The sequence below is a fragment of the Antiquaquibacter soli genome (assembly GCF_030580675.1).
Classification (GTDB): domain Bacteria; phylum Actinomycetota; class Actinomycetes; order Actinomycetales; family Microbacteriaceae; genus Rhodoglobus; species Rhodoglobus soli.
Map to the genome: position 1 here is coordinate 654,772 of NZ_JAUQUB010000001.1, position 13,283 is coordinate 668,054.

The 13,283-nt window shown below is 69.8% G+C and carries 14 protein-coding genes; 9 read left to right on the forward strand and 5 right to left on the reverse strand.

From position 1 onward, the window contains the following. The first annotated feature begins 13 nt into the window (after positions 1–13). The 4 genes from Q5716_RS03155 to Q5716_RS03170 are packed head-to-tail and all read left to right on the forward strand — an operon-like array spanning position 14 to position 3,636. Complete coding sequence (locus Q5716_RS03155; RefSeq protein WP_305001634.1) at positions 14–730, forward strand: gamma-glutamyl-gamma-aminobutyrate hydrolase family protein; 717 nt, start codon at positions 14–16, stop codon at positions 728–730. Next, on the forward strand, positions 727–2,088 hold the full coding sequence (locus Q5716_RS03160; RefSeq protein WP_305001635.1) for an aldehyde dehydrogenase family protein: 1,362 nt from the start codon (positions 727–729) through the stop codon (positions 2,086–2,088). The genes Q5716_RS03155 and Q5716_RS03160 overlap by 4 nt, the downstream gene beginning before the upstream one ends. Before the next feature lie 26 nt (positions 2,089–2,114). After that, positions 2,115–2,903: a 3-oxoacyl-ACP reductase gene (locus Q5716_RS03165; RefSeq protein WP_305001636.1), complete on the forward strand. Its 789-nt coding sequence runs from the start codon at positions 2,115–2,117 to the stop codon at positions 2,901–2,903. A 10-nt stretch (positions 2,904–2,913) separates the two neighbouring features. Beyond that, positions 2,914–3,636, forward strand: a complete 723-nt coding sequence (locus tag Q5716_RS03170; protein WP_305001637.1) for a FadR/GntR family transcriptional regulator — start codon at positions 2,914–2,916, stop codon at positions 3,634–3,636. Here Q5716_RS03170 and Q5716_RS03175 read toward each other — a convergent pair. From Q5716_RS03175 to Q5716_RS03185, 3 genes are read right to left on the reverse strand one after another with little or no spacing between them, the layout of a single operon-like run. Further along, positions 3,633–4,067 carry a YdeI/OmpD-associated family protein gene (locus Q5716_RS03175; protein WP_305001638.1) on the reverse strand — a complete coding sequence of 145 codons (435 nt, stop codon included), beginning with the start codon at positions 4,065–4,067 and terminating at the stop codon, positions 3,633–3,635. The two genes, Q5716_RS03170 and Q5716_RS03175, sit on opposite strands and share 4 nt — an antisense overlap. Before the next feature lie 2 nt (positions 4,068–4,069). Further along, positions 4,070–4,480, reverse strand: a complete 411-nt coding sequence (locus Q5716_RS03180) for a hypothetical protein (protein WP_305001639.1) — start codon at positions 4,478–4,480, stop codon at positions 4,070–4,072. Position 4,481: 1 nt separating this feature from the next. Further along, complete coding sequence (locus Q5716_RS03185; RefSeq protein WP_305001640.1) at positions 4,482–4,688, reverse strand: hypothetical protein; 207 nt, start codon at positions 4,686–4,688, stop codon at positions 4,482–4,484. An 82-nt stretch (positions 4,689–4,770) separates the two neighbouring features. Between Q5716_RS03185 and Q5716_RS03190 the strand changes: the two genes are divergently transcribed. The 4 genes from Q5716_RS03190 (at position 4,771) to Q5716_RS03205 (ending at position 11,187) form a co-directional block, all read left to right on the forward strand. Further along, positions 4,771–5,925 carry an SLC13 family permease gene (locus Q5716_RS03190; protein WP_305001641.1) on the forward strand — a complete coding sequence of 385 codons (1,155 nt, stop codon included), beginning with the start codon at positions 4,771–4,773 and terminating at the stop codon, positions 5,923–5,925. A gap of 64 nt (positions 5,926–5,989) precedes the next feature. Continuing rightward, positions 5,990–6,544: a TetR/AcrR family transcriptional regulator gene (locus Q5716_RS03195; RefSeq protein ID WP_305001642.1), complete on the forward strand. Its 555-nt coding sequence runs from the start codon at positions 5,990–5,992 to the stop codon at positions 6,542–6,544. Between the two features lie 18 nt (positions 6,545–6,562). Beyond that, a complete protein-coding gene (locus tag Q5716_RS03200) occupies positions 6,563–9,496 on the forward strand; it encodes an MMPL family transporter (RefSeq protein WP_305001643.1) in 2,934 nt (977 codons plus the stop codon). Next, positions 9,493–11,187 carry a YhgE/Pip family protein gene (locus tag Q5716_RS03205; protein ID WP_305001644.1) on the forward strand — a complete coding sequence of 565 codons (1,695 nt, stop codon included), beginning with the start codon at positions 9,493–9,495 and terminating at the stop codon, positions 11,185–11,187. Before Q5716_RS03200 ends, Q5716_RS03205 begins: the two co-directional genes overlap by 4 nt. Before the next feature lie 24 nt (positions 11,188–11,211). On the opposite strand, the gene Q5716_RS03210 is transcribed toward Q5716_RS03205, so the two are convergent. Continuing rightward, on the reverse strand, positions 11,212–11,568 hold the full coding sequence (locus tag Q5716_RS03210; protein WP_305001645.1) for a hypothetical protein: 357 nt from the start codon (positions 11,566–11,568) through the stop codon (positions 11,212–11,214). A 50-nt stretch (positions 11,569–11,618) separates the two neighbouring features. Beyond that, positions 11,619–12,635 (reverse strand): magnesium and cobalt transport protein CorA, encoded by a 1,017-nt coding sequence (locus tag Q5716_RS03215; RefSeq protein WP_305001646.1) that lies wholly within the window; start codon positions 12,633–12,635, stop codon positions 11,619–11,621. A gap of 83 nt (positions 12,636–12,718) precedes the next feature. Here Q5716_RS03215 and Q5716_RS03220 point away from each other — a divergent pair, with 83 nt between their 5' ends. After that, the gene (locus Q5716_RS03220; RefSeq protein ID WP_305001647.1) at positions 12,719–13,270 is read left to right on the forward strand and encodes a DM13 domain-containing protein; all 552 of its coding nucleotides are present in this window, start codon (positions 12,719–12,721) and stop codon (positions 13,268–13,270) included. Positions 13,271–13,283: the final 13 nt, after the last annotated feature.

A 13,283-nucleotide genomic window follows, 5' to 3' on the forward strand; every position in this document is an offset into this window, starting at 1 on the left:
TCGCAGCGCGCCGGTGATCGGCCTGACGACCTACCTCGAGCAGGCGCAGACCGGCGTGTGGGACGTGCCCGCATCCTTCCTGCCGAAGGTGTACTTCGACGCGGTCAACCGCGCCGGGGGGATCGCCGTGCTGCTTCCGCCGCAGCCGGTGGACGAGGCGGTGGCATCCCGCGTCCTCGACGGCCTCGACGGGCTCATCATCACCGGCGGCAAGGACGTCGACCCGGCTCGCTATGGCCAGGAGCCGCATCCGACGACGGATGCCCCGCGCCGGGACCGCGACGCCTGGGAGGATGCTCTGCTCACCGCCGCGATCGATCGCGGCCTCCCGTTCCTCGGCATCTGCCGCGGAGCGCAGCTCCTCAACGTCGCGCGGGGCGGCACGCTCATCCAGCACCTTCCCGACGTGATCGGGTCGACCCGCTACAACCTCGGCAACGGCGTCTTCGCCGAGAACGAGGTCGCCGTCGAGTCCGGCAGCCGCCTCGCGCGGCTCGTGGGCGACGATCTCGAGGTGAAGAGCTACCACCACCAGGCCATAGATGAGCTCGGCGACGGTCTCGTCGTGACGGCCCGATCCGACGACGGGATCGTCCAGGCCGTCGAGCTCGAGGGCGTTCCCTTCGGCGTCGCGGTGCAGTGGCACCCCGAGGAGGACGCCGCCGAGGATGCCCGGCTCTTCGAGGGCCTCGTCGAGGCCGCCCGCGACTACCGGGAGCAGATGGCATGACCAGCACCACCCTCATCAACCCGGCCGACGCGACGCCGATCCGCGACGTCGAGCACTCGACCCTCGAGCAGGTCGACGACGCGATCGCTCGAGCCCTCGTCGCTCAAGCGGCGTGGCGGGCGCTCACCCCGGCGCAGCGCGGCGGCGCGCTGCGCGACTTCGCCCGGGTCGTCGAGGAGCACATCGAGGAGCTCGCCCAGCTCGAGGTGCTCAACTCCGGGCATCCGATCGGCCAGGCCCGGTGGGAAGCAGGCCACGTGCGCGACGTTCTCACCTACTACTCGGCCGCCCCGGAGCGGATGATCGGCAAGCAGATCCCCGTCGCGGGCGGGCTGGATGTCACCTTCCTCGAGCCGATCGGCGTCGTGGGCGTCATCGTGCCGTGGAACTTCCCCATGACGATCGCGAGTTGGGGGTTCGCGCCCGCGCTCGCCGCGGGCAACGCCGTCGTGCTCAAGCCCGCCGAGTGGACGCCGCTGACCGCGATCAGGCTCGGAGAGCTCGCTCTCGAGGCGGGCCTCCCGGTCGGCCTGTTCCAGGTGCTGCCCGGCAAGGGGTCGTTGGTCGGCAACCGCTTCGTCACCCACCGCGACGTGCGCAAGGTCGTCTTCACGGGCTCCACCGAGGTCGGCAAGCAGGTCATGGCAGGGTGCGCGGACCAGGTCAAGCCCGTCACCCTGGAGCTCGGCGGCAAGAGTGCCAACATCGTGTTCGCCGACTCGGACCTCGAGAAGGCGGCGGCGACCGCGCCGTACTCGGTGTTCGAGAACGCCGGCCAGGACTGCTGCGCGCGCAGCCGCATCCTCGTCGAGCGCAGCGTCTACGACCGCTTCATGGAGTTGCTCGAACCCGCCGTGAAGGGGGTGCGCGTCGGCGATCCCGGCGACGAGGGGACCGAGATGGGACCTCTCGTGTCGAAGGCGCACTTCGACTCGGTCGCCGCCTTCGTGCCGGATGACGCGGCCGTCGCCTTCCGCGGGTCCGCCCCCGAGGGCCCCGGCTACTGGTTCGCGCCAACGGTACTGACGCCCGGGTCGCGCACCGACCGAGTGGTCACCGAGGAGATTTTCGGCCCGGTCGTCGCCGTCCTGCCCTTCGACGACGAGGCGGATGCGATCGCCCTCGCCAACTCGAGCATCTACGGGCTCTCGGGCTCGATCTGGACGCGCGACGTCGGTCGGGCCATCCGTGTCGCGCGCGGGGTGGAGAGCGGCAATCTCTCCGTGAACTCGCACTCGAGTGTTCGTTACTCGACGCCGTTCGGCGGTTTCAAGCAGAGCGGTCTCGGCCGAGAGCTCGGGCCCGACGCGCTCGACGCGTTCACCGAGACCAAGAACGTCTTCATCAGCACCGACTAGACCTCACCGACTAATCAAGGGACACCATGACCATCGAGAAGATCGACCTCACCCAGCGGCTGAAGGGCAAGGTCGCCGTCATCACGGGCGGAGCGAGCGGCATCGGCCTCGCCACCGCCAAGCGCTTCGCCGCCGAGGGAGCGACCGTCGTCATCGGCGACTTCAACGCCGAGACCGGCGAGGCCGCGGCCGAGCTCGTCGGCGGACTGTTCGTTCAGGTGGATGTGACGGACGAGGAGCAGGTCAACAACCTCTTCGACACGGCGAAGTCGACCTACGGGTCGGTGGACATCGCCTTCAACAACGCGGGCATCTCGCCGCCCGATGACGACTCGATCGAGACGACTGAGCTCCCCGCGTGGAACAAGGTGCAGGACGTCAACCTGAAGAGCGTCTACCTCTGCTCGCGGGCGGCGCTGCGGCACATGGTCGCGCAGCAGTCGGGATCCATCATCAACACGGCCTCGTTCGTGGCGGTCATGGGTTCAGCGACGTCGCAGATCAGCTACACCGCATCGAAGGGCGGGGTCCTCGCGATGACGAAGGAGCTCGGCGTCCAGTTCGCGAGGCAGGGCATCCGGGTGAACGCCCTGTGCCCCGGCCCGGTCAACACCCCTCTGCTGCAGGAGCTCTTCGCGAAGGACCCTGAGCGCGCCCAACGCCGGCTCGTGCACATCCCGAAGGGCCGCTTCGCGGAGCCCGAGGAGCTCGCGGCGGCGGTCGCGTTCCTCGCGAGCGACGACGCGAGCTTCATCACGGCGTCGACGTTCCTCGTCGACGGCGGCATCAGCTCGGCGTACGTGACGCCGCTGTAGGGTCGGGATCGTGGCGGAGGGGGATGGCGGGCTCGCCGACGAGGTGATCTTCCGTCCCGTGCGGTCCGGCAATGCGTTCGAGGACACGGTCTCGAGGCTGCTGCAGACGATCCGCCTCGGCATCGTCGAGCCCGGGGGAGCGCTGCCGCCGGAGCGCGACCTCGCGACGAGGTTCTCGGTGAGCCGCGACACGGTGCGCGAAGCCATCCGCTCGCTCTCCGACGCCGGCTACCTCGTCGCCCGACGCGGCCGCTACGGCGGGACCTTCGTGAGCGACCCGCTGCCGGCGCCGGGCGCGCTCGAGGCACCCCAGCCGACGGCGGTGGAGATCGAGGATGTCCTGGGCCTGCGGGAGATCCTCGAGGTCGGGGCCGCGCGGGCCGCCGCCCGTCGGGACCTCACGGCCTCCGATCGCGAGCTGCTGTGGTCGCGGCTCCGGGAGACGGCTGCAGCATCCGTCGAGGACTACCGTCGACTGGACTCGAGACTCCACCTCACGATCGGGGAGGTCGTCGGCGTGCCGTCCCTCGTCTCGCTGCTCGCGGACAACCGCAGCCACGTCAATGCGCTGCTCGACGGCATCCCGCTCTTGGCGCGGAACATCGAGCACTCCAACCAGCAGCACGAGGACATCGTCGTGGCGATCCTCACCGGCAATGCCGATCGCGCCGCCGACGCGATGAGCGAGCACTTGGCCGGCTCGGCCGCGCTGTTGCGCGGCTTCCTCGGCTAGCCTGCCGCCTCGATCATCTTCGCGAGGTTCTTGTCGCGCGTCGCGTCCGACTTCGCCGCGACCCAGGGGTCGACGAGCGCTCGCTGCTTCGAGTAGGAGAGGGCCGTGAAGCGCTCGAGCACGCCCGCGTCGGCGAGCCGAGACTTCAGGGCATCCGGGATCTCGACGACCCGCGGAGCGTCGTCGATCTCGAGGCTCACCTCGACCGTGTCGCCGCGCGTCACTCCGGAGGCCTTCTCGTGCTCGCCGCTGAAGGCGATGCGATAGGCGCCCTTGTACCAGCTGACCGAGTTGCGATACGTGTAGCCGCCGATCGTAACCACGACGGGGTAGCGCTTCGCGGGGCCGAGCGCCGCCATCGCCTCTTCGGGCACGGTGATGCCGATCGGCCCCGGTCCGGTGTCGAGCGTGGTCGTGAACGTGACGCTCATCGTCAGGCGGTCGGCGGGGTCTTCGGGGTGCGCGGCTTCGTCGCGGGCTTCGGGGCGGTCGCCGGCTTCGGTGCTGCGGCGGGCTTCGTCGTGGCGGCGGGCTTCGTCGCCGGCGCGGGCGCGGCGGCAGCTGGCGCGGCGGCAGCCGGCGCGGGCGCGGCGGCCGGGGCCGTCGGAGCTGTCGGCGCCGCGGGGGTCGTGGGAGCCGCCGTCGTGGGGGCCGCCGGCTTGGCCGGGGTGTTCTTCGCGACGTAGATCTGCGCTGCGCGCGTGCCGACGAGCAGGAAGCGCACGAGCAGGAAGATGAGCGCGACTACGGCGAGCACGAGGAAGAAGGAGAAGAGTCCCCACACGATCGCACCGAAGAAGTGCATCACACTGCCGTACCAGTTCCCGGGTCCGTCAAAGAACATCTCAATCCTCCAGTTCGTTGCCCGACAGCAGGTCGCCGTCTTGAGCTTCCTTGGCGACGGTGCCGACGGCGACCGCGACGGTGAGCGCCCAGCTCACCCACATGGCGACGAGCCGCCAGTCCCGAGGTCCGCGGCGGGTCGCCTGGACGACCCCCCACACGCCGATGACGGAACTGAGGATGCTCGTGTTGAAGATGAACCGCCGCATGCTCCGCTCCCGTCGTCCGTCACGACCACGCTACCCGCTCACCCTGTCAGTTCCCACCCGCGGGACGGGGAATACTGTCCTGGTGAGATCAGCGATCGTCGGCGCCGTGCTGCTCGCGGTCGGCGGAGTGCTGATCGCCACCGGCGTGCTGCCCCTCGAGGATGCCGCGGCCGTCGGCGAGCGCGTGTGGCCCATCCTGCTCTTCGTCGTTGCGATCACGATCGTCTCCGAGTTGTGCGCGGAGGCGGGGGTCTTCGCGGCGATCGCGCATCGCGCCGCCGAGTGGGGCCGCGGTCGCACGCTCGTGCTCTGGCTGCTGGTCGTGGTGATCGCGGTGGTCACGACGGTGTTCCTGTCGCTCGACACCACTGCGGTGCTGCTCACCCCGGTGGTCGTCGTGCTCGCTCGCCACGTCGGCGTGCCTCCGCTGCCCTTCGCTCTCACGACGGTGTGGCTCGCGAACACGGCATCCTTGCTCCTCCCCGTCTCGAACCTCACGAACCTCCTCGCGCAGCACCGGCTGGGCGGCCCGAGCCCCATCGAGTTCGCGGCGCTCATGGCCCTGCCCGCGCTCGTCGCGATCCTCGTGCCTGGTGCGGTGATCGCGGTGCTCCATCGCCGGATGCTCGTCTCGAGGTATCACCCCGACGAGCCCTCGGTAGCCGTGGATCCCGTGCTGTTCCGTTCGAGCATCGTCGTCCTGGCCCTGCTGCTGCCGGCGCTCGTCTCCGGCGTGGACGTGTGGATCCCGGCTGTCGTCGCCGCGATCGTGCTGGTGGTGTTCTTCGCGGTGCGCCGCCGCGAGGTGCTGCGCTTCTCGCTCGTGCCCTGGCAGCTCGTGGTGTTCGCGGCCGGGCTGTTCCTCGTGGTGGACGCGGCGAACTCTCTCGGGCTCGTCCGGCTGGTGGACGCGGTCGCAGGCTCGGGGGAGGGGTTCGTCGACCTGCTGCGGCTGGCGGGCACCTCCGCGGCGGGCGCGAACGCGATCAACAACCTGCCTGCCTACCTCGCGCTCGAGGGGGTGGCCTCGAGCCCCCACCGGATGGCGGCGCTGCTGATCGGTGTCAACGCGGGCAGTCTCATCACACCCTGGGCCTCGCTCGCGACGATGCTCTGGCACTCTCGGCTCGTGGGGCTCGGGGTGGAGGTCTCGTGGTGGCGGTATGCCGCGCTCGGCGCGGTGGTGGCACCGCTCACCGTTGTCGGCGCTGTGGCGGTGCTGACTCTCGCTCCCTGAGAGTTCGCCGCCAAACTGACCGATCGGTTAGTTTCTGACCGATCGGTCAGTTAGCGTGAGGTCCGTGTCCACGAGCCAGGAAGACCTCCGCCGCATCGCCCTCGCCGAGTTCGCCTCGGCCGGCTATGGCGCGACCTCCCTGCAGCGCATCGCCGAGCTCGCGGGCCTGTCGAAGTCGAGCGTGCTCTACCACTACGGTTCGAAGGAGCAGCTCCTCGAAGCCGCCATCGGCCCGGCCATCGACCGCATGGACGAGATCCTCGCCCCGCTCGAGCGGGGCGGCCTCAGCGAGTCCCGCACGGAGTTCCTCGAGGAGTTCGTCGACTTCCTGCTGCAGTACCGGCTCGAGGTCAACATGTTCATCAATCAGGGCCCGTCGCTCGAAGACGTGCCGGTGATCGACCGGGCGAACGCGCTCATCCTGCGCCTCGCGGAATTCCTCACCGCGAACACCGCGTCGGTCGAGGAGAAGATGCGCTTCGGCATCGCCCTCGGCGGCGCCGCCTACATGCTGTGCACCGTCCACGCCCGCGGCTTGGACGCGCCCCCCATCGACGAGACCAGGGCTGCTCTCGTGACGATCATGAGCGAACTGCTCACCCCCGTCCGAATCCCCTAGCAGCCCCTCGGAGCCCTCATGGCAACCCTTCTCTACCGGCTCGGCCGATTCTCCTACCGTCACGCCTGGCGGGTCATCGCCGTCTGGGCCGTGCTCCTCCTCGGTATTCTCGGCGGCGGCTTCGCCCTCGGCGGGCAGACGCAGGAGTCGTTCGCGATTCCGGGTACCGAGTCGCAGAACGCGCTCGACCGCCTGGAAGCGGTCTTCCCGTCGGTGGCGGGCGCGAGTGCCTCCGTCGTCCTCGTCGCGCCGGACGGGGAGTCCGTGACGGATGACTCGAGCAAGGCGATGATCGACGACCTGGTCACCGAGATCGAGGGCATCCCCGGCGTCGACTCGGTCGTCTCGCCGTTCTCCGAGTATGCGGGCGAAGCAGTGACCGACGACGAGCACATGGCGATCGTGCGCGTGCAGTTCGACGGCCCCTCGACGGAGGTCACCGACGAGACGCTCGACGAGCTCAAGGCGACGGCGCCCATCGCCGAGGACGCGGGCTATCGCATCGAGTTCGGCGGCCAGGTGTTCCAGGACACGAGCTTCGGCATCACGATCACCGAGGTCTTCGGAGTGGTCTTCGCCGGCATCGTCCTCTTCATCACCTTCGGATCGCTGCTGGCGGCCGGGATGCCCCTGCTCTCGGCACTCGTGGGCGTGGGCATCGCGATCGGCGGCATCACGGCGTACACCGCCTTCGCGACGGTTTCCAGCACGGCTCCGCTGCTCGCGCTCATGATCGGTCTCGCCGTCGGCATCGACTACGCCCTGTTCATCCTGTCGCGCCACCGGAATCAGCTCGCCAACGGCGAAGACCCGGAGGAGTCGGCGGCCATGGCCGTCGGCACCGCGGGCAGCGCGGTCGTGTTCGCCGGGGTCACCGTGATCATCGCGCTCCTCGGGCTCCTCGTGGTGGGCATCCCGTTCCTCTCGGTCATGGGCGTCGGAGCCGCGTTCGCGGTGCTCGTGGCGATCGGCGTCGCCGTGACGCTCCTACCCGCGCTCCTCGGTCTCGCGAAGGGGCGGCTCATCCCGAAGGAAGGGTCCCGAGCCTGGAAGCGCGCGCAAGTCTCGACGGACGGCGGCGACAAGCCGAGGTCGATGGGGCAGCATTGGGTCCGCGGCGTCATGAAGCGGCCCGTCCTCGCGACCCTCGGCGTCGTCGCCCTCCTCGGCACCCTCGCCATCCCGGCCCTGAGCCTCGACTTGAATGTGCCGGACGGCGGGTCCGAGCCGACCGGCTCCACGCAGCGGGAGGCCTACGACCTCATCTCCGACGGCTTCGGTCCCGGCTACAACGGTCCGCTCATCGTCGCCGTCGACATCACCCAGACCACGGACATCCTCGACGACCTCGACGCGATCCGGGGCAAGCTCGAGAAGCTCGACGACGTCGCCTACGTGCAGCAGGGCTTCCCCGACGAGGGGCTCGACACCGCGATCATCCAGGTCACTCCCGAGAGCGCACCCGACTCGGCGGAGACGAAGGCCCTGGTCCAGTCGATCCGCGACCTGGCGCCGGAGATCGAGGACGAGTTCGACACCCCCATCTCGGTGACCGGCACGACGGCGGTCGCGATCGACATCTCCAACCGCCTCACGAACGCGCTCCTGCCGTTCGCGCTCGTGGTGGTCGGCCTCTCGATCGTGCTGCTCATGATGGTCTTCCGGTCGGTGCTCGTGCCGATCAAGGCCGCCCTCGGCTTCCTCCTGTCGGTGGTCGCGTCGTTCGGCGTCGTCGTCGCGATCTTCCAGTGGGGATGGCTCGCCGAGCTGCTCCACGTCGACAACCCCGGCCCCATCCTGAGCTTCCTGCCCATCCTGCTCATGGCGGTGCTCTTCGGACTCGCGATGGACTACGAGGTGTTCCTCGTCTCGGGGATGCGCGAGGAGTTCGTGCACACCGGCGACGCGCGGCACTCCGTCGAGAAGGGCTTCTCGGGTGCCGCCCGAGTGGTGACCGCGGCGGCGCTCATCATGTTCTTCGTCTTCTTCGCATTCGTGCCCGAAGGCTCCGGGATGATCAAGCCGATCGCCCTCGGGCTCGCCGCCGGCATCGCATTCGATGCCTTCCTCGTCCGCATGACCCTGGTGCCCGCCCTCATGACGCTCTTCGGTCGCGCCGCGTGGTGGATGCCGACGTGGCTCGGCAGGCTTCTGCCGAACGTCGACATCGAGGGCGAGCAGCTGCGCGAGCACCGTCACGCCGTCGACTGGGCGCGCTCCGAGGGCGACATCGCCCTGAGCGCCGAGTACCTCGTCGCGGGATCGCCCGATCGCGAGGTCGGCCCGCTATCGCTCTCCGTGCCGCGCGGGGCGGTCGTGCTCGCGAGCGGTGATGTGGTCGACCGCAGGCTCGTCGCCGCGACGCTCTCCGGCCGCCTCGACCCGGTGTCGGGTCGGGCACAGGTGGGCGGGCATCCGCTTCCCTCGGAGGCGGCGCGCGTGCGCTCGCTGGTCGCGCTCGCCGACGTCGGGGGAGCCCAGCGCGTCGAGCACGTCGTCTCCCTCGGCGAGCTCCTCGTCGAGCGGCTCGAGATGACCCTGCCCTGGTACCGGGTCTTCCGCGCCAGGCGCCGAGCGCGGCTGTGGCTGGAGCGCGCGAACGACGTCCTTCGCGAGGTCGTGGGCCGGGATGCCGTGCCCCTTCGTCTCGACAGCACCCTCGTCGAGCTGCCTCAGCTCGAACGCGCCGTCGCGCTCTCCGTGGTCGCTCTCGCGGAGCGAACCCCCGTCGTCATGCTCGACCAGCTCGACCCCTTCGGCGACGCCGACCACGAGGCCGCGTTCGCGACCATCGTGGCCCGGCTCGCTCCCGCCACGACGACGCTCGTGCTCGGAACGCCGGTGCCCGCTCGGGTCACCGATCTCGGCGACCTCGGCCGCCCGATTCTCGACGTCGATCTCTACTCCCTCTCCCAGGCCGGGTCGCCCAGCCAGGAAGGACTCCTCCGATGAGCCCCCGAAACTCCCGCATCCTCAAGTGGACCGGCCTCGCCGCCGTCGTCCTCGTGCCCCTCGCGTTCGCCGGGCTGTTCGTCGGCGCGCTCGCCCAGTCCGACTCGGCGATCGACCGCATCCCCGCTGCGATCGTCAACGAGGACACGATGATCACGACGACCGACGCGAACGGAGACGACCAGATCGTCTTCGCCGGCCGCCAGCTCGTGACGGAGCTCACCGGCGCGGACGGCTTCGATTGGACGATCACCAACGCGGAGTCCGCGCAGGAGCTCCTCGACTCCGGGCAGGTCTACGCGATCCTCACGGTGCCGGAGGACTTCTCGGAGTCGATCCTGTCCCTGCAGTCGAGCGACCCCGTCAAGGCGGACATCTCCATCAAGACCGACGACTCCCACAGCTACCTCACCGGCTCCGTCGCCCAGGTCGTGGGTCAGACGATGACCGACACCTTCGGCAAGGCGATCACAGCGCAGTACATCGGCGGGATCTACGCGTCGATGGGTGACCTGGGCACCTCTCTCACTCAGGCGGCGGATGGCGCGACCGAGCTGTCGAACGGCGCGACTCAGCTGAGTTCGGGCCTGCAGCAGTACTCGGACGGCGTGTCATCCCTCGAGAGCGGGCTGTGGCAGATGAGCGACCAGACCGCCGCGCTCGGCCAGTTGTCGAGCGGCGTGAGCCAGTACACGGCGGGGGTATCCCAGTTGTCGAGCGGGCTCTCCGCGATCGCGCCCTACCTGTCAGCGCCGACGCCCGAGCTGCAGGCGAAGTTGGATGCGATCGTCGGAGGGCTCGCGACCACCGCCGCTCAAGGCCCCGCCCTTGCCTCCGGCGCCGCCGGGCTCCCCGCCCTCCACGACGGCATCACCCAGGCCGCGTCGGGCGCCTCCGACCTCGCCGACAACGGGCCCGCCCTCGTCTCGGGAGCCACCGGGCTCGCAACCGGAGCCAGCCAGCTCGCGACAGGCCTGCAGTCCGGCGCCGACCAGATCCCCTCGACGGACACGGATGCTGCCGCCGACGCCGCTGAGGTTGTGGCCGACCCCGTCGGGCTGAACGTGAGCACCGAGAACGCCGTCACCGACGTCGGCCAGGGCGTCGCGACGTTCTTCATCCCGCTCGGGCTCTGGGTCGGCGCCCTCGCGGTGTTCCTGGTGCTGCGGCCGGTCACTCGGCGCGCCCTGACGTCGACCGCGCGCAACGGTCGGCTCGTGGCATCCGCCATCGGTCGCGCAAGCCTCGTGACGGGGGCCCAGGCGCTCCTGCTGGTCGCGCTCCTCCACGGCGCACTCGGTGTCGGGTGGCACCTGCTGCCCGCGACGCTCGGATTCTCACTGCTCACCGCGCTCGCGTTCACCGCGTTCCACTACCTGCTGACGATCGGGCTCGGTCGTGGCGGGCTCGTGGTGTCGCTGTTCGTCCTCGCGGTGCAGGTGACATCCACGGGCGGTATCTACCCGATCCAGCTGCTGTCCACGCCGTTCCAGGTGATCAGCCCGTTCCTCCCGCTCACCTACGCGGTGCAGGGGATGCAGGGCATCATCGCGGGCGGCTCGCCCGGGTCCGTCGTGTCGGCCGCGGCCATCCTGCTGGGCTTCGGTGTGGTCAGCGTGCTGCTCGCGCTCGTCGCGATCCGTCGGACCCGTCGCGCGACGGCGCTCGGGTTGGTGCCGTCGGTCGTGTAGTCGCCGGGAGGTGGGGCGATCCCGCTAGGCGGCGCGAACGGCGACGGGGATGGCGGCGTCGCCGGTGCGCTGACGGAGGAGCTCGGCCTCCACGTGCTTCCAGAAGACCTCGTGCTCCGGCACGGGGTCGGCGGCGGTGACGTCGACGTGCTGCGGTTCGTGGGCGCGCTCCGGCTCCATCGCTGCGGCGACGTGCCACGCGATCGAGTCCGCAATGGTCGAGACGAAGACGGCGTCATCGCCGGTGGCGTGCCCCAACGTGATCCTGAAGCTGCCTCCGGGGCCGAACAAGCGGGAGAGCTCCGCGCGGATCAGGTCGAAGACCGCCTGCTGGTCGACGGTCGGGTTGACCGGCTGTTCTGCCTCGTGACGCTCCGACATGTCCTCAGTGTGGGGGACTCGATCACGGGTTGAGGGTAGACACGCCGCCCTTAGAGCCAGCCGCGCTTCTTGAAGACGAAGAACAGCGCGGTGCCCGACACGAGCATGAGTCCGAGAGCGAAGGGGTAGCCGAAGGCCCAGTGCAGCTCGGGCATGTGGTCGAAGTTCATTCCGTAGATCGAGCCGACGAGGCCGGGCACGAACAGGATGGCCGCCCACGACGAGATCTTCTTGACCTGGTCGCCCTGCTCAATGCTCGCCCGGGAGAGCGTGCGCATCTCCTCGTTCTGCGCCTGGGTCACGAGCGTCGCCTGCACGGTGAGGGCGTTCTGAAGGACGGCGCGGAAGCCGTCCGCACGCTCGACGGTCTTGAGCGCGTGATCGGCGACGTCGCGGAAGTCGCGGCGCAGCTCGAGGTCGACGCCGTACTTCTCGAATCCCTGCTCGAGGGAGTCGAGCATCCCGACGAGCGGATGGGTGGCGCGCTGGAAGGCCATCGCCTCCCGGGCGAGGTCGTAGATGCGGCGCGACACGGCGGGGTCGCCGCGGAAGATCTGGTCCTCGATCTCGTCGATGTCGTTCTCGAGTCCCGCCATGACGGGGCCGTACTCGTCGACCACCTCGTCGAAGACGGCGTAGAGCACCGCTTGAGGTCCGAGCGAGACGAGGGATGGCGTGTTCTCCACACGCTTGCGCACCCGGCCGAGGTCGGGCGATTCGGCGTGCCGGACGGTGATCGCGAAGTTGGGGCCGATGAACAGGTGGACCTCGCCGAACTCGACCTCCTCCGGGGCATCCAGGTAGCGGGCCGAGCGCAGCACGATGAAGGTGACGTCGCCGTATCGCTCGAGCTTGGGCCGCTGGTGGCCGGTGAGGGCGTCCTCGACGGCGAGCGGGTGCAGCGTGAACTCCGTGGCGACCGCGCGCAGCTCCTCCTCGGTCGGTCGGTACAGGCCGATCCAGGCGAATCCGCCCCCGTCGCGGAGCTCCTCGAACGTCTGGTCGAGCGTGACGGGCCGGGCCTGCCGGACTCCGTCGCGGTAGATGGCGTTGTCGACGATGGGCATGGCGGCCTTCCTGGCGGGTGGGAGTCGGGACGATCTCAGGGGAGTCCCGACCTCGATCGCTATCCTCCCGCCAGGGAGGCATCATGCGCCGGTGGATCGTCGGGAGTGTCGCGGTTGTCGCGGCGGCGGGGCTCATCGTGGGAGCGGTCGTGTTCCAGCCCTGGCTGCTGTTCGTGAATGTGGCGGTGGATGACGCGCTGCCCCCGGTCGCCACTGCCCCCGCGCCGACCTCGACCTCCCCCGCGGAGCCCTCCGCGTCCCCGACCCCCGCGGTGGCGGTCGAGCTCTCGACCGGTGCCCTCATCAGTCACGAGCACGACACGACGGGGACGGTGAGCATCATCGAGAATCCCGACGGATCGCGCGTGCTCGCGCTCGAGAACCTCGCGACGAGCAGCGGACCCGACGTGCACGTCTGGCTCGCGTCGACGCCCGTCGTCGAAGGCGTCGACGGCTGGTTCCTCGGTGACGACGGCCCGGTCGTCGACCTCGGACCGATCAAGGGCAACCTCGGCAACCAGGTGTACGACATCCCCGCGGACGTCGACCTCTCGGCCTACCCGGCGGTATACCTGTGGTGCGTCCAGTTCGCCGTCTCGTTCGGGGCAGCGCCGCTGGCGCCCGCGGGCGGCTGATACCGTGGAACGA